At 54.6% G+C, this 19,877-nt stretch carries 15 protein-coding genes, 1 tRNA gene and 1 pseudogene (1 of these 17 cut by a window edge); 8 read left to right on the top strand and 9 right to left on the bottom strand.

Going from position 1 to position 19,877, the window contains the following annotated elements:
• Window positions 1–41 precede the first annotated feature (41 nt).
• The gene (locus C4318_03305) at window positions 42–1,346 is read left to right on the top strand and encodes a hypothetical protein (protein MER3454169.1); all 1,305 of its coding nucleotides are present in this window, start codon (window positions 42–44) and stop codon (window positions 1,344–1,346) included.
• Window positions 1,347–1,465: 119 nt separating this feature from the next.
• Window positions 1,466–3,082: a hypothetical protein gene (locus C4318_03300; GenBank protein MER3454168.1), complete on the top strand. Its 1,617-nt coding sequence runs from the start codon at window positions 1,466–1,468 to the stop codon at window positions 3,080–3,082.
• 44 nt (window positions 3,083–3,126) lie between these two features.
• Here the strand turns inward: C4318_03300 and C4318_03295 are convergent, their stop codons facing one another.
• A complete protein-coding gene (locus C4318_03295) occupies window positions 3,127–5,562 on the bottom strand; it encodes a hypothetical protein (protein MER3454167.1) in 2,436 nt (811 codons plus the stop codon).
• Window positions 5,563–5,690: 128 nt separating this feature from the next.
• Window positions 5,691–5,766, bottom strand: a tRNA-Thr gene (locus tag C4318_03290).
• Window positions 5,767–5,829: 63 nt separating this feature from the next.
• Here C4318_03290 and C4318_03285 point away from each other — a divergent pair.
• From C4318_03285 to C4318_03270, 4 genes are all read left to right on the top strand, one after another.
• Window positions 5,830–7,017, top strand: coding sequence for a hypothetical protein (locus C4318_03285; GenBank protein MER3454166.1), 1,188 nt, complete (start codon window positions 5,830–5,832; stop codon window positions 7,015–7,017).
• Between the two features lie 255 nt (window positions 7,018–7,272).
• Window positions 7,273–9,039 (top strand): hypothetical protein, encoded by a 1,767-nt coding sequence (locus C4318_03280; protein MER3454165.1) that lies wholly within the window; start codon window positions 7,273–7,275, stop codon window positions 9,037–9,039.
• On the top strand, window positions 9,021–10,004 hold the full coding sequence (locus C4318_03275; protein MER3454164.1) for a hypothetical protein: 984 nt from the start codon (window positions 9,021–9,023) through the stop codon (window positions 10,002–10,004). The genes C4318_03280 and C4318_03275 overlap by 19 nt, the downstream gene beginning before the upstream one ends.
• Window positions 10,005–10,146: 142 nt before the next feature.
• On the top strand, window positions 10,147–11,094 hold the full coding sequence (locus tag C4318_03270; protein MER3454163.1) for a hypothetical protein: 948 nt from the start codon (window positions 10,147–10,149) through the stop codon (window positions 11,092–11,094).
• Window positions 11,095–11,207: 113 nt separating this feature from the next.
• Here C4318_03270 and C4318_03265 read toward each other — a convergent pair whose 3' ends face one another.
• Entirely contained in the window at window positions 11,208–11,603 is a 396-nt protein-coding gene (locus C4318_03265) for a two-component system response regulator (GenBank protein MER3454162.1), read from the bottom strand.
• A 98-nt stretch (window positions 11,604–11,701) separates the two neighbouring features.
• Window positions 11,702–12,130, bottom strand: coding sequence for a hypothetical protein (locus C4318_03260; GenBank protein ID MER3454161.1), 429 nt, complete (start codon window positions 12,128–12,130; stop codon window positions 11,702–11,704).
• Window positions 12,131–12,591: 461 nt separating this feature from the next.
• On the opposite strand from C4318_03260, the gene C4318_03255 reads away from it, so the two are divergent.
• Together C4318_03255 and C4318_03250 are read left to right on the top strand one after the other, a co-directional pair.
• Window positions 12,592–13,827, top strand: coding sequence for a hypothetical protein (locus tag C4318_03255; protein ID MER3454160.1), 1,236 nt, complete (start codon window positions 12,592–12,594; stop codon window positions 13,825–13,827).
• A 43-nt stretch (window positions 13,828–13,870) separates the two neighbouring features.
• On the top strand, window positions 13,871–14,884 hold the full coding sequence (locus C4318_03250) for an aldo/keto reductase (GenBank protein MER3454159.1): 1,014 nt from the start codon (window positions 13,871–13,873) through the stop codon (window positions 14,882–14,884).
• Here the strand turns inward: C4318_03250 and C4318_03245 are convergent.
• The 5 genes and pseudogenes from C4318_03245 to C4318_03225 all read right to left on the bottom strand — a co-directional run.
• On the bottom strand, window positions 14,865–15,974 hold the full coding sequence (locus C4318_03245; GenBank protein ID MER3454158.1) for an alcohol dehydrogenase: 1,110 nt from the start codon (window positions 15,972–15,974) through the stop codon (window positions 14,865–14,867). The genes C4318_03250 and C4318_03245 overlap by 20 nt on opposite strands.
• A gap of 308 nt (window positions 15,975–16,282) precedes the next feature.
• The gene (locus C4318_03240) at window positions 16,283–16,834 is read right to left on the bottom strand and encodes a flavin reductase (protein ID MER3454157.1); all 552 of its coding nucleotides are present in this window, start codon (window positions 16,832–16,834) and stop codon (window positions 16,283–16,285) included.
• A gap of 227 nt (window positions 16,835–17,061) precedes the next feature.
• Entirely contained in the window at window positions 17,062–18,834 is a 1,773-nt protein-coding gene (locus C4318_03235; GenBank protein ID MER3454156.1) for a DNA alkylation response protein, read from the bottom strand.
• Entirely contained in the window at window positions 18,831–19,826 is a 996-nt protein-coding gene (locus C4318_03230) for a hypothetical protein (GenBank protein MER3454155.1), read from the bottom strand. Before C4318_03230 ends, C4318_03235 begins: the two co-directional genes overlap by 4 nt.
• Window positions 19,747–19,877, bottom strand: a pseudogene (locus C4318_03225) (hypothetical protein); it runs 850 nt beyond the window's last position. The gene C4318_03230 and the pseudogene C4318_03225 overlap by 80 nt, the downstream one beginning before the upstream one ends.

Below are 19,877 nucleotides of genomic sequence, written 5' to 3'. Positions count from 1 at the left end.
GAGATGCAATCTTAGAGGAGATACAGGCCGGTGGCAGTGAGATGAAATCGCGAACTGGAACCGAACCGCGAATCGCTTTCGGTTCGGTTGGATCGTATCTGTCGCCAATTATCGAGCTGCTCGTGCGCAGAGGGTGGGATGCGCTCGATTTTCAGCCGCGAGCCGCTACTATCCTCTCCTCGGATCTGAAAAAGGCTGCGGACTCTTTCGGCATGGGCGAAAGTTCGCTGCCGAACGCCTACCTTTTTACAGGGCCCGCGGGGTGTGGACAAGAAGAGGCATTTTTGCTTCTCGCGGCCTCGAATCGTTGCATCCAGCCGAGGTTGCAACACGGAGTTTCTCATCCTTGCTGGATGTGCAGCGAATGTCGCATGGTGCTACATGGATCACATCCAGACGTGCTTGTCTTCGAGCCCGAGGGCAATACATACCTCGTGGAGTTCGTGAGGGACAGAGTAGTGGCGGAGGCGAAGTTCTCAGCACTTCGAGGAGGTCATCGCTTCGTTTTACTGAGAGAAGCTGAACGCCTTTCAAGAGCTGCTTCGAACGCATTGCTACGCACCGTCGAAGAGCCAAATGCTCGCCTGACCTTTGTGTTCGGAGCTGCTCCGGACAGGCAAGCAGTTCTCGATACATTGGCATCCAGGTGCAGGGAAGTCGCTTTCTATCCCATACCTGCAGCTCGGATCGAAAAACTCTTGGTCGATGCTGGTGTCGACCAGCAAACGGCAATGGCTGCCGCCGGAGCGTCCGAGGGGAGTCTCCAGTGGGCTGCGCAAGCCGTTCAAACAGGCTCTTATGGGGAGTTCACAGCGTACGTTGCCTCTCTTCTGCTTCCCCTTTTTTACGATCTATCAACCAATCCCCTAGAAGTGTCCGGCATGCTTCGAGAGCGCATAGAAGCTCTTCGAGGAGAAGTTGGGTCTGCAATCGACGACGAAATGGCTGCCGAGATGAAGTTGGAGACAGAGTTGGGCCTTGCATCACCGGCGTCTTCCCATGGGACGGCTAGAGCTTCCAAACACAGAAGACTGCGCCGCATAGAGCAAACACTCTGCCTTCAAATCGTGACGGTGCTCGAATATGTAACACTGGTGTGCGCGCTGCTAAAAGCTGGTTTGGAAGACCAAGCTCGATTCCGCCTCGAGACCTTGGGCCAAGACGCGACTCGCCAGCTGGAACGGCTAAAGAGCGCTCCGTTGGCTGCTTCTGCCGGGTCGAACTCTACCGATTGCCTAGTAAAAATTGCTCGCCTGGCTAGAGTTTCTCTGGCGTCCAACCCTCGCTTGGAAGTGTGGCTCGACAGACTCGTGACCGAGGTTTGGGCAACGATCTCGCCTGTCTGACGGTGGGGTATAACCCTAAGGAAGGTAAGGCTGGAGCAGGAGAGAAAGGTTCTACCGCCCGAGGGAGTTACTCGATTCGACGAGACTAGGTCTGCTTTGCATCGAAAGGGCCTGCGGCTATGAGGCCGCAACGCAGCCTAATGAGTATTTTGATGCGACCTGCTCGGCTTGTGCCCTCCAAGGTCGCGTTGATCGATGTCTCGGATCATCCTTATTGTAAGAAGCCCCATTCCTATTCGTGGTCCGAAGTGTCGCAACGGGTAACGGCTACCGCCCGTTTTCTGTTGAAGCAAGGCCTTGACCGATCCGATACGGTCGGAGTTCTTGCATACAACTCTCACCATTACTTCGAACTGTTTTTCGCTGTCCCCACAGCAGGAGCACGGATCGTCCCGCTCAACTATAGGCTAGGGGACGAGGAGTTGAAAGTACAGGTCGCCGAGGCAGAGCTGTCCATTTTGGTCTCCGATCAGCGTTTCTTTGAGCGGGCGCGTTCCTTGCAAGAAAAGGTCCCATCCATCGGTCGGGTGCTTTCTACGGAGTCGGAGGAGTGGGAGAAAGAAGTTTCCACTAGAGAGGTAGATTGCGCGATACGGATGAACTCGCACAACGAACTAGATCTTTTAGGAGACAAAGGCGGCTTCGGCTTTTCTTTCTCCGAGGACGAATTGGTGGGGATCTTTTATACGGGCGGGGCAAGCGGAAGGGCCAAAGGTGTGATGCTCACCCATCGCAATCTGTATGACGCCACGCTCCAGATCTGCCTTGCCATGGGGTATAACGAGAATGATATCTACCTTCACGCCGGTCCTATGTTCCATCTGGCCGATGCTGCTGGTTCGCTCAGTTGCACCCTTTTAGGTGCTACTCATGTCTTCTTGCCGAATTTCAATCCAGAAGGATTTATAGATGCGGTAAACCGCTTTGGTGTTACGACTGTCACGATGGTCCCCACTATGTATCGCATGCTTCTCGACTCGGCGTCTTTGGATATCCCTTCTATGTCGAGCTTGAGAAGGATCTTCTACAGCGCTGCTCCCATGCCGGAGGCGATGCTTCGGGAGATATTCGATGTATTTCCGTGTGGCATCGGCCAGGGTTATGGGATGACCGAGGCTTCGTCCCGGATCACAGTGATGCCTCCTGAGATTTACAGGGCAGTGATCGAGGGATACGACCCTAGGCGACACCTTCTCGCCTCCGCAGGAAAGGAAGTACCTGGTCTCGAAGTAAAAATAATGCGTGACGACGGTGGTATCGCTGGCCCCAAAGAGATTGGCGAGATCGTAGTGTCGGGTACTGTTGTCATGAAAGGCTACTGGAAACGGCCAGATCTTACAGGGCAAGTACTCGAAGACGGATGGTTACATACAGGAGACTTAGGATACCTAGATGAGGAGGGGCACCTATACGTAGTGGACCGACTCAAGGACATGATCATAACAGGCGGAGAGAATGTCTACTCGCTTGAGGTAGAAAACGTGTTATGCAGCCATCCCGAGGTGGCTGAGGTAGCTGTCATCGGCGTTCCGGATGAGTTGTGGGGAGAGAGAGTACACGCGGTTGTAGTTCCGAAGCCAGGAGGAAGGCTAGACGTGGCTCAACTGCAGGCTTACTGCAGGAGTCGCATAGCCAGCTACAAGACGCCCAAAAGCATAGAGTTTGTGGATTCCTTGCCGCGTTCTGCAGCGGGTAAAGTCTTGAAAGATAGTCTGAGGCGGCGCTTTGTTCCCTAGCCGATTCGTTCCCGGCCTCTCTCCCCGTACCTTTGCCCCAAGGGCTAGAGCCCTGGTCCACTGGTCATGTCTCGAGCTAGGGAAGCTGGAGCGAATATCGTGTGCTCGGCTACTATTCCACTGCCGGAGGTCACCTCGACCTTTGCTGACACAGTGAAGTTGTTGGGGACGAAATCGTTGGCTCTGATTGAAATGCGCTGTCCTGGCGCGATCACAATCCCCTGAAGTGCGCTAGGCGCGACGAGGCCCGAGGACGTAAGGTACTTCACGTTGACGGTTTGAGAAGCGTTCGTGTCGGGATTTGCCACGAGTGTCCAGGTTTCGAAGCCTCCTGCGGTGGCTCCCTCCACTAAGAGGACCGAGTTAGATGGGGACGGTACTGCCTCGCCAGTCGAGGACCCCTTTCCGTGGACGGGGTGATTTGCATACATTGCTCGCTCGGCGGCTATCGGAATGTTCGCGACTACGCGGGTGGCGACGTTGAAATCCGTCACGTAATAGTTTGCCTTCACGGTCCTTCTGCTTAACGGCGGTATAACGATGCTAGGACCGCTAACTGGTCCAGTGGACGTGAAAAAGGTAATGTTGGCATTAGCGGTGCTTGAGGGGCTGGGGTTAGCCAGCAGGATCCAGGTATCGAATCCTCCTGCAGTTGATCCCTCGGCGGCGTACCAAGTTGTTGAGTACGAAGAGATACCGGGAGACTCTGTTGAACCCGCGTAGCCACTGTGCGCCAGGTAAGTGGCCCGTTCGGCTACTACACCACCTCCCGTTGACTCTACTTTGGTCGATACCTCAAACGTCGAGACATAACTGCTGATCTTCAATGAGCGGCGCGTGAGTGGAGGAAGAGAGAAGGCCGGAACGGTTACCGGGCCAAAGGCTGTAAGGAATTGTACTGTTACGGTGGGCGTGAGAGCCGTGTTGGGATTGCTGACCAAGACCCACGTCTCCGTCCCTCCAGCGCTGACTCCTTCTGGAAGCAGCCATGAGGTAGAAGTAATTTCCGCTTCCTTTCCTAGATGAGCACCGTAGAGACCCGGCATAGTCGAGTACATAGCTCTTTCGACGAAAACTGGATTTGGTCCAGAGTCGACTCTGGCAGAGACCTGATAAGACAAGACGCTGTCGTTCGCCCTCAGTGACATCCTGGTATTCGGAGCGAGAGTGAGCCAGACCCCAGTCTTATAACCGTTGTCGGTGAAGTAGCTTACGCATGCGCGAGTCTCAGTCGATGCTGGGTTGGCTAGAACGATCCATTCATCGAAGTTTATGGTCGACCCCTCGGCCAAGTACGAGCTATGAACAGATCCAGGTAGGGTTGGACCGCATTCTCCTACGACAACAGACACGTTGTTCGATGTGCGGTTTGCTACGTAAATTGCATTTCGCGTCTCGTCCAATGCTGCGTACCACGGCTGATCGCCTACGAGCGAGCTTTCTCTGTGGCCGTCGACGAGGCTCATCTCGTCAAGCGTTCCCACGCCTACATTGGTCGAGTACAGCCTTCTGGCTCCCTGGTGTATTAAGACGCTGGCGTGGGTGAGCCCGAAGGGGATCAATGACACCGACATCGTTGTCCCGTCTATCACTACCAGCTCGATCTTTAGGTATCCGATCACGTAGGCCTTGTTTGCTACCTCGTCGACCGCGACGTCTCGAAGAAGCATCGACTGGGTGCCAGAGGGATCGAGCTCGATTAGCGTTTGCGTGGAGGTGTTCAAGTCTGTGGCCATAATGTTGTCAGGCAACGAGGGTTGTGGACCAAAGTTGTGGTTGACTACGTAGGCGGTGTTGGTGGTTTTGTTGACGGCGATCTTGTATGGCCACTGTCCACCAGAGGTCAAGACATTGTCGACCCCGTTGGTCGCTCCATCTATGACAGCGAAGGCGGACGCTTGCTGTAGCGTAACCAAAACCTTGTTCGTGACTTCGTTAACCTCGATGTCCCAAGGCCCCTGAAACGGGAAATCAATTACCGCATCAACCAAAGCCGTCGGAATGTCGATTACGGTCACGGCTCCAGTCTGAATGCTTGCCACGTAGGCTTTCTTGGTCGTTTTGTTTACAGCAATATCCACCGGACCCTCGGCTACAGGAATCTCTGTAGTAAGCGGAGTCGGGTTCGGTGTGATTATCGTTATTGAGTTCGAGATGTAGTTCGCTACTAATATCCGCGCTGGGGAGTCAATAGCAGCCACTGCCCTTGGCCAAATCCCAACCTGGATATCTCTGCGTGACAAAGTGCTACCGTCTATCTCCGAGACAGTACCTGATTGAGCATTTGCTACGTATATCTTGTTTCGAGCTTCATCGACTGTTACGGCGACGGGCGACTCCCCTACATTGACCGAAGCAAGGGTGGCCAGGCCCTGAGCAGTCTGTGCTCTAGCAAGCACGAACGCTGCGGTGGGTAACAGTACAACCGCCATTACGAAAGTGCAGAGCATCTTGGATTTCAACTGTCGAGGTCCGGCCATCGCAGGATTGTCCTCCGTCGCCCCATATGGGCACCTACTAAGAACTGTGTCCGACTACTCACACTTGAATAAAGCGGCCTTCATTCTAGCGTGTTTGGCGTTGAGCTGTGGTGGTGTGGCGGACTGTTCGGAGCCGGAGCGGGGAATCGAACCCCGGACCTGTTCATTACGAGTGAACCGCTCTACCTACTGAGCTACTCCGGCTTGAGGCGTTACGGGTGAGAATTCTTGAATCTCGAGTCTATTCCGCATAACCTGTAATTTTACATGTTTCACTTGAATACGAGGCCGCAGAGAGCTCGCCGGTCGGCGATAGTGTCGACGGCGGTACTGATGGTCCTCGCTTTCCTGGGTGGGGCGAAAGCGGGCGCTAGTGAAGAAGCGGGGCTTGTCCAAGCGCGTGCAGAGAGAGCTCGTAAGCAAGCCGAACTGGATGCAGCGAAAGCCACTGATGAACAACTGGCAGCGCGCCTTGATGCGCTAAAAGCAGAGATTGCTACGCAGTCCCACAGAGCGGACGAGGCAAAACAAGCTGCTTCTCAGGCTGAAGTGGCAATGAAACTGGCCCAGGAGAGGATCGAAAGAACATCGTCGGAGCTGGACTCCCAAAAGAACATGTATGCGGCAAGAGTGCGTGCGGTCTACAAATCTTCGGACACCGGGATCATTGATGCTTTAGTGGGGTCTACGTCCATATCTGAAGCTGGCCTCAGGCTTTACGGCTTAACCAAGGTCGCAGAGCACAACAATGAAGTGATTTATAGGCTCGCTAATTTGCGCAAGGATCTAGATGAAGACAGGCGTGCTTTCGAAGAAGAGAAGGCCAGAGCCGAAGCTGCCCGCAGAGAAGCCGAAGAGCAGGCAGCGCGCCTGGCTGAGGTGCGGGCCCAGACTGAAGCGACTCAAGCTGCTCTAAACGATCGGATCGACGAACTCGCAAAGGAAATAGAAGCGCTCGCTCGGGAAGAGGCGCGAATCCAAGCCGTGATTAGAGCGAGACAAGCGGCGGCCGAAGCTGCTTTAGCTAAGCGGCGTTCGGATCCTGTTGCCCAGTCCGGCGCTCCAACGCCACCGGCCGCGAAACCATCCGTTAGCGGTTTTGTGTGGCCAGTAAACGGGGTCGTCACATCTGGGTTTGGAATGCGTTGGGGGCGGCTCCATGCCGGAATCGACATCGCTGCACCAATAGGAACCCCAGTCCGAGCCGCCCAATCTGGTCAAGTGATATTTGCTGGTACCCAGGGTGGGTACGGGAACCTTGTGCTTATCGCACACGGAGGGGGCATCGTGACGGCTTACGCGCATCTATCCGCTATCGGCGTAACAGTGGGTCAGTTTGTCGATAGGGGTGAAAATATAGGCGCCGTAGGTTCAACCGGCTTCTCAACGGGACCGCATCTCCATTTTGAAGTACGGGTAAACGGTTCTCCTGTCGATCCTATGGGATACCTATAGCAGCCAGCAGTCGCAGAATTGCCACTTGACTACTCGATCCATTTACTGGTCCATCATGGCTACTATTCGAGTTTTGTTATGAAGGCGCCTCCCGTCTTTCCGTGAGGGGGCAGTTGCGCATATATGGGGAAATCACCGACAGATCTACCAGAGTCCCCATCCGAGTGAAACGATGGTGAGGGACGAGCGGAAGTAAGTGGGACCCCCTCCAGGCTCCGTGCGCGAAGCTATTTATCGAAGAATTGAATTCTGGGTGTGGAGATGGTGGCGCAAGCAACACTTACTGTCAAGCGAGCGCGGCGTTTCTCGGGCAGGCTGCGTATCTTCCCTGCATCGGAGGATTTTGACACCACTGAGGTCCTCCAGGTCGCAACGCGCTATGTAGCCCTTCCGTACTTGATCGCTGTCTCGGTAGCTACGGCAGTTCTGTGGCGTGACTCTCGGCTCTCGTGGCTGGGGCCAGTGACAGTCGTTTCTGGCGCCGCGGTTATTTTTGCTGCGGAGGCTATAAGGGTTTCGCTGTCCAAAATTGGTCGGACGGCCCCGTCGTGGCTAATTCTCTCGGTGTTGCTTACCCTCCACTTGTTGGTCGGAATAAATGCGTGGAATTCCAAGGGGATCGAAGGCGGACTGTGGCTCAGTCTCGTGGTCTTATCGAGCGTGGGAGGCATTCTTTTGCCCATGAGGCTCTCCGTTGCCAACGGGTTATTCGGCGGGGTTGTGCTGGTTGGCATTGCAGCTGTTCACTCCCAGTTCGAGCGGAACTATATTGGGACTCTGATTTTGGGATCCGCTGTGACTGCTCTTTGCTCGCCTACATCCTCTCTTTTCAGGGACGTAATTGTATTGGAGGCACGACGCCGCTTGAGACAGCAGGTTTCTCAGCTGGAGCTGTTTAACCTGACGCTTACCGCAGTGATCCAGTCGATGACCGAGGGCTTGGTGAGCTGCGATGGAGAGGGAAGGGTCGAGTTGTGGAACAGAAAGCTAGAAACGCTTACCGGCATCCCTGAGTTCGAAGCGGCTGGGCGGTTTGTCTGGGAAGTACTTCAGTTGGAGGGAGCTGAGGGCCACATTCTAGATGACGAGCATCCCTGCAAGAAAGCTTTGGGCGGTCCAGTTTTTCGGGGAAGTGTACTAGGAGGTTCTCCAGGGGAAATGCGTTTGCTCTCCAGAGACGGTCGAAGCACGCCAGTTACGATTGCCGCTGCTCCCCTCATAAGGCGCGACAAGCCTGCTGGCTTGGTTGCTCTAGTTGTCGATGTGAGTCGCGAAAGGGAGCTATCGCAGATGCGAGACTCTTTGGTCTCGATGGTCAGCCACGAACTGCGGACGCCCCTCACTATGATCGTCGGCTTTTCTGAGTTGCTCTTGGAAGGAGAGTTCGAGGAGCGGCAGTACAAGGAGTGCGCGTCAGAAATTCTCGATGCCGCAAACCGCCTTTCGGGACTAGTAGATGAGTTGCTATCCACAGCAGCGCTGGAGAGGGGAACATTAGACCTCAACAGAAGAACAGTGGCGCTGTCTTCTCTGGTAGAGCAGTCTCTCGCTTCCTTTCTCCCGGAAGCCCGTGATCGTGTCGTAAAACGAATCCGAGAGGCCTATGTATACGTAGATCCAGACCGCATAACCCAGGTCTTGGCCAACCTTATAGGAAACGCGCTCAAGTACTCCGATCCTGGGTCTCCTGTGGAGGTGAGATCACGACTGCAAGATGGATGGGTTCACCTTGAGGTCAAGGATAGCGGTTATGGGATAGACCCAGATACGTTGTCGAAGCTTTTCACCATGTTTACGCGTTCCTCGGACGAGCGGGTGAGACAGTTGCCCGGCACAGGCCTGGGTCTGTACATAGCTAAGCGACTTGTCGCACTTCATGGTGGCGAGATAGAAGTCATGTCGCGCCCGGGAGAAGGTTCGACTTTTACCGTAATTCTTCCGATCGAGAGGTCAGGTACCCCAGGTATGAATTCCGAACCTGTTCTGTCTGACGAAAGTTCGGAATTAGAGGTGGAGTTGTGAGCTGGCACGAGCAACACTCTTCCTCGCCATCCTCGGGTGAGCGATCCTACCCAACTCCGAGCCAAGCACCGCCATACGATCTCGGACCTACAGCACATGGCGAATCGACGACTCGGGCTTGGGGACACTATCCGGGGTGGAGTGCTCAGTGGCCGCAAGGTTACCAGCCGAACTCTTGGAAAGTTCCTCCCGCACCTGGGGCAGGTTATGTTCCAGGGGCCCGTACAGCGATCGTTTTGATCGTCGCTATTAGTCTCTTGACGATAGCGGCAATCGCTGTAACAGGCTCTGTGCTTTCCCAGAGTTATGGCACAGGTCTGGTAGATAACCCATCTACGGTCGTTTCTACCAATACCCTGGAGCATGCTGTAGTGAAAGTTTCAGGCGAAGCGTGTAACTTCCAAAAGTTTGGCACCGGGTTCTTTGCGTCCTCCGGATTGATAGTCACGAATGCTCATGTGGTGGCAGGGGTCCACACTCCCCATATCTCATATGGATTTGGAGGTCGCCAAGTGACGATAAACACTACAGTCGTTCATTTCGACCCGGACAACGACCTGGCTGTGTTGAGGACTGGTGTGGCAGGATCGCCTCTTTTTTTCACCAACTCAGACCCACGGCCCGGTGAACCGTTGTACGCGCCAGGTTTCCCTGGAGGAGGTGAGTTTCGAATCAAGAGAGCCACATTCATTGGCACGGCTAATTTCACGACCGAATCAATTTATGGAAAACCGCTTTCTGCTCGACGTTTCTTCTTGATGGACTCCACTCTGGAGCCTGGCAACAGTGGCAGTCCGGTTGTGGATCAGACTGGATATGTGATAGGAGTGGCTACTGCGATCAGTCAGGAGCGCAGAAATGTGGGTGTAGCGATCCCTTACGAGCGGGTTGCAGCCGCCATTAGCGTCGCACAGTCTTCACAAGGCCCGGTATCTTCTGGGTCCTGTTACATAAAAGAGGGGTGAACTTGTGAAGCGATGCCCCTCCTGTGGTGCTTCAAACGCTGAGACGGCGAAGTGGTGTAGCCTCTGCCTGCAGCGTTTCGTTGAGACGACCGCACCGCAACCGATGTCGCAAGGGCTTGACAGTTCACAACCGGGAACTGTATTGGACGCTCAGCCTGTTATCCGCCCAGAAGCGCCGAGCGCCTCAGAAGTGACGGCCGAAGCTAGGGCGTCGGGCATCGCTATTCCAACCCCGGGTCACCAGAGCGGGTTTGAGAGTACCGGCGAGGTTACGACGAAGTTGGGCGATCCTAAGGAGAGTGGGTCTTCGGGAACACAGGCATTATCAGTCCCTCCAGTGCTCGATAAGAGTCAGTGGTCCGCTGGGACACTTCCAGTCCGCGTACAGGGTTCAATCCAATCGCTAGAGTTTGCAAGTGGTGCCGGCACGCCTACCCCGCTGGCTCGGCCCAGTGGTCTTTCTGGTGCGGTGCCTTCGGCTATGCAGCATCCGGCCCCGCTAGCTGGCCCAGAACGCAGAGTACCTGCCGGAGCAGGTTTTTTGGCAAAGATTGAGCGTGATCCACTTGGCCGGCTCGTACAGCGTTGTTCCTTGTGCGATACCGCAAATCCTATAGAAGCGAATCTCTGTTCTGTTTGCGGGACAGACTTTTTGGCAGGCCTCCGTCCAGCCGAAAAGACCAAAGAAATTTCACCAGCCAACGCCATGATTTGGGGCTTGATTCCCGGTGGAGGATTTCTGGCGCTAGGAAAAAAGGCAAGATTCTTTGGGCATGCGGCTCTTGTGACATGGCTGCTACTTCTTATGGTCGTCCTAATGGTCTTGTCTCCGGGCGGTCTATTGTTTTTCAAGGTCGCCTTTGCTCTCATGGGAGCCGCCGTATGGGCTGGCTCGGCCCTGGATGCAAGACGGTCGGCAAGCGGTGAGGGAGAATCGTTTCTCACTGGTAAAAGGCCACTGCTTATCTTTGCTGCATCTTTGGCTCTCCTGTTCGTCATCGGCTTTGTGGTTACATGGAAGGCGCTTCAGAACGCACCTGGGCCAGCGGGAGGAGGAGAAATTTACGAACTTCCCTCGACTCCAGGTTGATTATCGCAATGGAGCCAAGGCATTGAGGTTCACGAGAGGCGAAACGGCTTTTGCGCTTCTCGCATTCAGCTTCAGAGATGAGCGGTTATGTCAAAGCCAAAGTGAGACAAAACTTACGTGCTCGTTGATCTAGCCTTGCCAGCTGATAAAGCTTCCTGAACTACTCCTATAACCTCGGACCTTCGAAAGGGCTTGTGAATAGCTCCGTCCGCTTTTTCCCATCCAGGGCTTTCTCCTGGAACGATTTCCCGAGCAGTACAAATAATGACTGGAATATTGGCGATTCTTTCGTCCTCTCTAATTGCTTTTAGCACCTGCCAACCGTTGACATTAGGCATCATCGCGTCGAGTAGAACGAGGTGCACCTCTTCGTCGTATAGGTGCTGGAGAGCCTCCCTGCCGTCCGCCGCCTCTGACACAGAGTACCCCTCCATTTCGAGAATTTTTCGGAGAAGCCGCCGAACCTCGGCACTGTCATCGACGACTAAAATCCGCGCGTGCTCTTCCATCTTGTCTCACATTACTCACAGGCGGCAGACGGTTCAACACAGCTACTAAAATGCTACCGCTCCGGGGCTATGCGGTGTGAGATTCGTCGCAGATCTTTTTACGAAGGGCTCCCCCCTTGGGTTGAGCCAAGCAGGCTGACGATTACCCCTAAGATGTCGCCTCCCTTGGGCACAAAGGTCACTGCCCCGGCAGCTAGAGCTTGGCTGATTAGCTCCTTGTCCTGCGGACCTCCATGGGCGATCACAGTGACATCCGGCACTTGCTCTTTTATCAGCAACGTAGCTGCAATGCCGTCCATTACTGGCATGGATAGATCCATAATCACGAGGTCGGGCTTGAGTTTTGAGACGAGCTCGACTGCGATTTCCCCGTTTTCAGCTTCGCCTACGACCTTAGCTACGTTCGACACAAGCTGGACAAGGGCAGCCCGAACTTCGGGATGATCGTCAGCTATCAGGACTGATTTCATGAGGGTAAATCTAATCCAGTGGGAGCGAACGCGCCAAGACGGCCCTGCTGTAGGCATGTCGAAGCCAAATGTCGCATGCCCTCTCTACAATCGAGTAGGGAAGGCCGAAAATGTTTTCAGCTTTAGTACTTTGGTAAAACATGACTACCCGTTGCCCATGCGAGCTGTGATCGGGCCTGCGGTGAATATCCGCCTTCGGGGATCCCAGCCCATAGTCCTAAAAGTACTAGCGAGCCAGGCGTCGAATGGCTGGATGAATGAGCTATCGAGCGGATTTTCCATACCCAACTAGTTGGATTGGCCAGGCTAACCCGGGAGGCGGCTTGCCGTACGGTTATCCACCCGGAGTGACGCAGTCTTGGATCCCTCCTTACCCGCGAGCGGACGTCTTTCTACATCCCCAATCCCCGACGTATTGGCCACCATATTCAGCCCCATACCAGACGCGACCTTGGTCTGGAGAGCCGGAGCCTCGTCCGCCTCGTGCCAATGCGTGGCTAGTAGGACTCGCTATTTTTTTGACGATTTCGCTTTTGGGAGGGCTGATTTTTGCAGCCCGTGCGGCCCTTCGCTCAGGCCAGTCTCAGCCCATCGATCAGACCCTGGTGGACACCGTGGCCGACCAGGTTTCGGCTGTAAGACAGCTCCCCTGGAAGGCAAAGGTGACCTGGAGAGCTGTTTCTCCAGAAGAGATGAAATCGCTGCTTCGAGAGAAGGCCGAAAACATCACCGACGAGGAGCGCGCAGATCTAGCAGCACTAGGTGAGCTATTGAAGTACCTCCGCCTGTTCCCACCTCAAACTGATATCGCAGAGCTTTATATGAGTCTCGTAGAGGAAGGGACGGTGGGGTTTTTCGACCCCGACACCGACGAGCTTTTCGTTCGTACCTCACCTAAAGGCTTGTCTCTTTTAGACAGAGTAGCTCTTGCACACGAGTTAGCACATGCTCTAGTAAACCAGCACTTCGACCTGAAAAAGTTGCAGCAAGAAGTGGAGCGGGCTGGCGACTCGGAGAGGTCAGCCGCCTTTCACGCTTTTGTAGAAGGAGATGCGTCACTGGTCATGATTCACTGGGCGAGCCGTTTTTTGAGTTCCGATGATGTTAGGCGCTTTGTAGATGAATCCCAGAAGATGGCCACGGACGCTATTGATTCTGCTCCCAGAATAGTGCGTGCCTGGCTCGAGTTCCCCTATACCCAAGGCGTTGAGTTCGCGCGTGCGCTGCAAGAAGCGCAAGGCTGGAAGGGTCTAGACGCTGCTTACTCGAGGCTACCGATCTCTACTAAGGAGATAATGCATCCCGAGGTCTATATAGACAGGGTAAGCAATTCTGCTAGGGGCAACGATACAAGGGCGGGAGTGGCTCCACCACCGCCCACTCCCGGCTGTAAGACGATCGAAGAAGGCGTTATTGGCGAGCTTGACCTCTCCCTTATGCTCCAAGAGTTTGTGGAGGTTTCTGTGGCTGAGCGAGCAGCGGATGGTTGGGCGGCCGACAGGTACCGATTCGAGGAGTGCGGAGGAAAAAAATTATTTCGTGCCGTGATTCAAGCTACCGGCTCCCTAGAAGCTGCAGAGTTGTCTAACGCTTGGTCACAATGGATTGCGGGATGGTCTAGCTCCGAGGGCAACTACCCATTGCCGTCTTCGTTCGTTTCGGGATTGGGAGGTGGAGAGTCAAGTGGAAGGGGATCTACTGTTTCGGTGATACTTGCCGACGACCTCTCATTGGTTCGAACCATAACTCTATAGCGGCGCGCCGTTCGACGTTGGCGTTGCTTCAAGGAGGAATCACGTGCAAAAGAAGCGTTTGGGCGATTCGGAGATCGAAGTTTCGGTAATAGGCTTTGGAGCCTGGACTCTGGGCCTCGACTGGTGGGGAAGTATCGACGATTCGGAGGGGCAGCGTCTTGTAAGAACGGCTGTCGACTTGGGAGTTACTTTCTTCGATACAGGGGACGTTTATGGATTGGGAAAGTCGGAGCATCTACTTGGACAGGCTCTCAAGGGAATAAGAGATCAAGTTGTCATAGGAACGAAATTTGGCTATGTGCTTGACGGAGAACGGGAGCATTCTCAGGGCGAGCGGCCTCAGTGTTGGGAGCCTAGCTTTTGCCGCAGGGCTGTAGATAGCTCTCTGAGACGACTTGGCACGGACTACATCGACCTATACCAGCTGCACAACCCCCGGCTCATAGCCATCGACCGAGACGATCTCTTCGCTGAGCTCGAAGCCCTTCGGGATTCCGGGAAAATACGGGCTATTGGAGTCGCTTTAGGACCTGCCATCGGGTGGGAAGAAGAGGGGCTTGCGTCGATTCGCCATCGAAGGGTAGACACAGTCCAGACCGTCTTCAATGTTCTGGAGCAGCAGCCGGGGAGAACATTTGCCGAGGCAGCTCGCCAAGAAGGATACGCAACTACGTTACTTGCCAGAGTGCCTCACGCATCCGATGTCCTAACAGAAAAAGTCGATGAGAACACCGTTTTTTCTCCTAATGACCACAGGAGTCATAGGAAAAGAGACGAGCTGGCAAAACTCGTGGAGAACAAGAGAAAACTGGAGTTCTTGAAAGAATCAGGACGAACAATGGGCCAGGCAGCCGTGGCCTTCATCATCGCCCAACCCGCCTTTTCCTCGGTGCTGCTGACGGTTACGAACAATGCTGACCTCGAGGAGTTCGTCCAGGCGGCATCGAAGCCTCTTACTGATGAGGAGTTGTCCCGCGTCGAGGCACTGTGGCTTTCTGGCTTCGACGGCGAGGGTGAGTCGAATACGAAAGAAGTAGCTACGACGCTGCCATCGTGATTACACCCCGGGCGACCTCTCCTTTAGCCAGGGCCGCGAAAGCCTCGTTCACTTGATCGATCTTGAACTTTCGGGAAATCAGCTCTTGAAGCTTGAGGCGCCCTGCCTTGTAAAGATCTATCAACCTTGGGATGTCAATATGAGGACGCGCCGAACCGTACCAGCATCCCTTGATCGTTTTTTCTTCGAATACAGGCAAGAATGCCTGGATTTGGAGCATGTCGGTCATTTTGGGCACTCCCACAAAGACCGCTGTGCCACCGCGCCTTGCCATCCTGTAGGCCTGTTCCTGAGTGGAAGGTAATCCAATTACCTCGAATGTATAGTCTGCACCGCGGCCCTCAGTGAGCTGTTTGACAACCGATACGGGATCCTGAGAGGAGGAATTGATTAGATCAGTAGCTCCAAACGCTTTAGCCATCTCCAACTTGTTGTCCAAAAGATCGACTGCGATAATCTTGGCAGCCCCAGCGATTACTGCGCCCTGGATGACATTGAGTCCGACCCCACCAGTCCCGATGACGGCTACCGAGGAGCCCTCTTCGACTTGAGCTGTGTTCAGAACTGCACCGACCCCAGTCGTAACGCCACATCCCAAAAGTGCAGCGTCTTCAAGAGCAACGTCCTCGGGAATTTTGATGACCCCTCCCTCAGGAACGACGGTGTACTCGGCGAAGGTACCGCACTCAGTCATTTGGTTGATTCGCTCTCCCTTTCTCGAAAAGGGGCTTTGGCCGTCGTAAAGGCCGCCGCGTACGATTCCAGTAGTTGCAACCTCGCACAAGTTGGGCATTCCGCGAACGCAAAACCAGCACTTTCCGCACTCGGGTACGAAAGAAAGCACGACATGGTCTCCTGGTTGGACACTCGTTACCGCCGATCCAACCTCTTCGATCACTCCCGCAGCTTCGTGTCCAAGTACAGCTGGGAGTGGAACCATTATTGTGCCGTTCTGCACTGATAGGTCCGAGTGGCAGACACCAGTGGCGTGAATCTTGACTTTGACCTCTCGCTCTCTTGGCGATGAAACCTCTAGGTCGTCCACTACTTCTAAATCCTTGCCTATTGCGGGAAGAATTGCGCCCTTCATCTACACTCCTCAGTACGAACTGCCGACCAATTGCTGCCGATGCACTTGTTCATCTACAAACACTGAACATGTTTCGCTAGCCGACGTTTCTTCACCACTGCACCGCCGCCTTGCTTCGTGTGGCTCTTATCAGCTAAGCATCTGGGTGCTGCTCAAGGGTATCCCGGACAAGACTGCGCTGCAAATAAAGTCAAGTTGTCTCGGCCAGATACTTGATACGGACTTTACAAGGAGTTTTCCAGGGGCGACAGGTTGCCTTTTTTCATCAGCGGCTCCTGCGTCGCTGCATGGCACTGCTTTTCGCCGACCTAGGAGGCACCGCTTTCGCCACTCTCCGACCCGTTCTCGTGGGAGAGTTTGCCGTATTTACCGCCGTAAAACAACAGAGGCCTGCCGCCGCGGTATTCAAGACCCACTACTTCACCGAGAAACAAGGTATGGTCTCCACCTTCGAATCGATCCACGACACGGCAGTCGATCCATGCGAGGGCATCCTCCAGCACAGGCGCTCCGGTATGTTTGGTGCTATGGGACACTCCCTCGAATTTGTTGGGGTGCTTGGACGCAAACCGATCTGATATCTCTCTATGCCCTTCTTTTAGGACGTTGACGCAAAACGCTCTAGCTTTGTCAAGGTATCCGTGGGTGTCGGTCTTTTTGTCGATGGATACGAGCACGAGTGGTGGATGCAGTGACACGGACATGAAGGCATTGGCGGTGAGGCCATGGGGCTTGCCGTCGGGGGTGCGAGTTGTCACCACTGTCACGCCGGTGGCAAATCGACTCATGACTTTGCGAAATTCAAGAGGATCTACTCCCTTGACCTCCCTCTCTGATTTCTCCCGGTCTTGACCCACCATTTGTTATCGAAGTCCTTGCTTACCCCTGTTTTGCCACCGGTGCGATCGTCCGGCGGGACCTATTGTCCATGCCAAAAAGACCATCATTATTAGCCCCATCAAAACTAGGGCGACGATGAACGGGACTTGTAGTCTCAAAGTTTCCTCCCTGACCCTTCCTCAACCGTCCTGATCCATTAGAAAACCTAGCTATTCCTAGAAATCCCTGATTCGACGTTTCCCCAGATCTAACCGCTCGCTGCCTCTAGTACGGCTTTATCCTCAATAGGTTCGTACCTAATGACCGGCTCGAATAAATCGATGCAGGTGCGATCATGCGATCCTATCCCCCAGAGCTTCCGGCGCACGAGCCGGGTATTTACGAACAGCCGCGTGAGGGCAGCCTTCCTGGCTGAAGAACGATGTTCGAGTTCCCATGCCGCCTCTTCTAAAAGGAGTGATGCTTGGGCGACATCTGCTAGGGCCCGAGCCAGTCTCCGTGTGTGCAACTGAGCAATGTCCTTGGGAGCCCCGAGTACGATATCTACAGCCTGCTTTGCTTCCTCGAGAGCTGTGACTATTGCATCACGGGGCTCGCGCAAGATGTCATGTTTCGATGCGTCTATAGAGACTGCCTCTTCTAGGCGCTTGAAGAGTTCTTGGTGTGAACCTTCTCTGCTCGCAGCTCGCCTCACATCAAGACATATTATGTTCTCGGTGCCCTCCCAGATCGTGTGACACTGTGCGTCTCGCAGTTGGCGAGCAGTCGGCCAGTCTTCTATGTAACCGTTGCCTCCGAGCAGCTCGAGGGAGGCAGTAGCTATTTGGAGACCCCGCCGCGTGGCGCGGTACTTCCCAAGTGGTACGAGGATCCGCCACAATCCTCTGTTGCCCTGCTCCAGAGCACGGGCTGCCTCGAATACCATCGCTGCACAGCTTTCGATCTCCATGAGCATTCGCATCAGTGTCTCCCGTACCAAGGGAAAGTTGTCGATTCTGGTTCCGAATGCCCGGCGTTTGGAGGCGTACACGGCGGACTCGAGAAAGCAACGACGCGCTATCCCCAGGCCCATCAGTGCGACCCCGTGACGAGACCCATTCACCATAGACATCATGCGCACCAATCCCTGGCCGTCTCTTGCGGCGGCTTCGGGATCTTCAGAGACCCGATTCCCGCCAGCTAGTAAATAGGCCTCTGCATTCACGAACTCGACCTCGCCAGTCGGGACGGCTTTAGTGCCAAGCTTGTCTTTTAGTCGATGAATGTCGATTCCGTTCGGAGTTCCGTCGCTCTTTGTTTTGGGAACAGCAAAAAGGGCCAGCCCTCGCACCCCTGGAGGTGCCCCTTCGGGGCGGGCTAAGGTTACGATGACCTTTGCATCTACGTTCGAGCAGAACCACTTGAAGCCGTTCAAAATCCACTTCTCTCCCTCGAGGTGTCGGGCAACGGTTTCGGTGGCCCCCACATCGGATCCTCCAGCGCGTTCAGTCATGAACATGGCCCCGTCCCAGTAGTGTTCAAACTCCTCGGAGGTCATGTGGGGTAGAATCTCGGCTTTTGCCTGGGGCCCTCCCCAGGCCTCCACGAGAGCTGCCGCGCCGCCAGTCATTCCCACAGCGCACAGCATTCCAGTCTCAGCTTGAGATAACAAGTAGGAGAACGCAGTTCCCACTGTTGATGTCACGGGAGCTTCACGTTCTCTCGCGGCTTCGGAAAAGCTAAGCGACAAGTACTTTGCATGGAGGTCGCGTTTGGTTTCTATCGCCCCAGGGTGGTGGATGATATGGTCGATCCGTTCCCCCCAGCGGTCGTACTTGACGAGGCGTGGGGGGTTCCGGTCGGTGACCTCGGCTCTCTGCGCTATTGGCCCGCCACACAGTGCTCCAAACTCCCTCAGCTTCGCATGGGCCCATTCTCTGTCTCCAGGTGCAACGACTCTGTCGACGAGTTGCTGTAAGTTTGGGTCGACCTCGTACCAGTTGACTCCAATAGCACCGTCTAGAGTTTCGTAGTCGATCACGTTGGCTCCTTTGTGTGACGCTGTGCCGAGTGGATTTGTTGTGGCAAATCCAGCAATACCCTTACGATTGTGCCTGCCCCCGGTGTCGAGATTAGCTGTAAGTCAGCTCCCAAGATGTCAGCCCGCTCCCGCATGGAGGATATACCTGTGCGCACAATGCTGGTCCGTGTGTAGAGCACCCTTTCGACGAAACCCTTACCATCGTCTTTTACCTCGAGGACGACCCTTCTCTGGCTAGATTCCAGCCCTCTCTCCGATTTGAGCGTAACCTGCACCTTGGATGCCCCAGCATGCATCCGGACGTTATCGATTGCTTCTTCAGCTATCCTGAATAAATGCAACTGTTGCTCAGGTGCTAGTCCTGGGGGTTCTTCGACATCGAGTTCGACTGTCACGGGAGCTCCTGAAAAGGCCTCTTTTACTTCGAGAGCGATTGCTTCGGCTAAGTCTCTGGCTTCTGTCAAACTTGGTCTGAGCGAGCGTGTAAGTTCTCTTAGCTCTTCCAAGGCGACGGAAAGCTGTTTTGTCAAGGCTTCAATAAGGAGCTTGGGATGAGTAGTTTCCCTTGTAGCGGCGCGCTGCGCTCGCAGCATGAGTGCTGTGAGCTGTTGGACAGGACCGCTATCTATCGAGTTAGCAACCCTGATTCGCTCTTCTTCAACTCCCTTGAGGAGTTCGCGCAAGAACGTTTGTCGTCTCTCGTCGGCTTCAGCGAGTCTGGTAAACAGTTTGTAGTTCTCTCTTATTGTTAGCAGCTGGCGCACTACCACAAGCGCAGTTGCACCAGCGAAGGCCGAGAATCCGTACACCACTGAAGAGCGGTGTCCGTCAATGACTATGGATGCTGCCATGACTACCAGAGCAAGAAGCGACCAGTAAGGGAGGAAAAACCGTGGCGGTTGCCACGGGCCTCTAAAGGCTGCCTCCGAGCCCGGCCCCAGACGAACAGCATGAATAGGGCTGGAGGATAAAATTCCCAATCCCGTTAGCATGGCAGCTGACCGTAGCGCAACCAGCACAACAGGCTCGTTGCGGTATCCCAA

The sequence above is a fragment of the Acidimicrobiia bacterium genome (assembly GCA_040289475.1).
Classification (GTDB): domain Bacteria; phylum Actinomycetota; class Acidimicrobiia; order ATN3; family PSLF01; genus PSLF01.
The sequence above is the reverse complement of the archived record's forward strand: the minus strand, read 5'-3'. Positions and strand labels throughout refer to the sequence as shown.

Bases quoted from the DNA above. Each gene is read 5' to 3' on its own strand.
- C4318_03305 (MER3454169.1), top strand. From the start codon at position 42: ATGAAATCGCGAACTGGAACCGAACCGCGAATCGCTTTCGGTTCGGTT.
- C4318_03300 (MER3454168.1), top strand. From the start codon at position 1,466: ATGAGGCCGCAACGCAGCCTAATGAGTATTTTGATGCGACCTGCTCGG.
- C4318_03295 (MER3454167.1), bottom strand. From the start codon at position 5,562: ATGGCCGGACCTCGACAGTTGAAATCCAAGATGCTCTGCACTTTCGTA.
- C4318_03285 (MER3454166.1), top strand. From the start codon at position 5,830: ATGTTTCACTTGAATACGAGGCCGCAGAGAGCTCGCCGGTCGGCGATA.
- C4318_03265 (MER3454162.1), bottom strand. From the start codon at position 11,603: ATGGAAGAGCACGCGCGGATTTTAGTCGTCGATGACAGTGCCGAGGTT.
- C4318_03260 (MER3454161.1), bottom strand. From the start codon at position 12,130: ATGCCTACAGCAGGGCCGTCTTGGCGCGTTCGCTCCCACTGGATTAGA.
- C4318_03245 (MER3454158.1), bottom strand. From the start codon at position 15,974: ATGAAGGGCGCAATTCTTCCCGCAATAGGCAAGGATTTAGAAGTAGTG.
- C4318_03240 (MER3454157.1), bottom strand. From the start codon at position 16,834: ATGGTGGGTCAAGACCGGGAGAAATCAGAGAGGGAGGTCAAGGGAGTA.
- C4318_03230 (MER3454155.1), bottom strand. From the start codon at position 19,826: ATGCTAACGGGATTGGGAATTTTATCCTCCAGCCCTATTCATGCTGTT.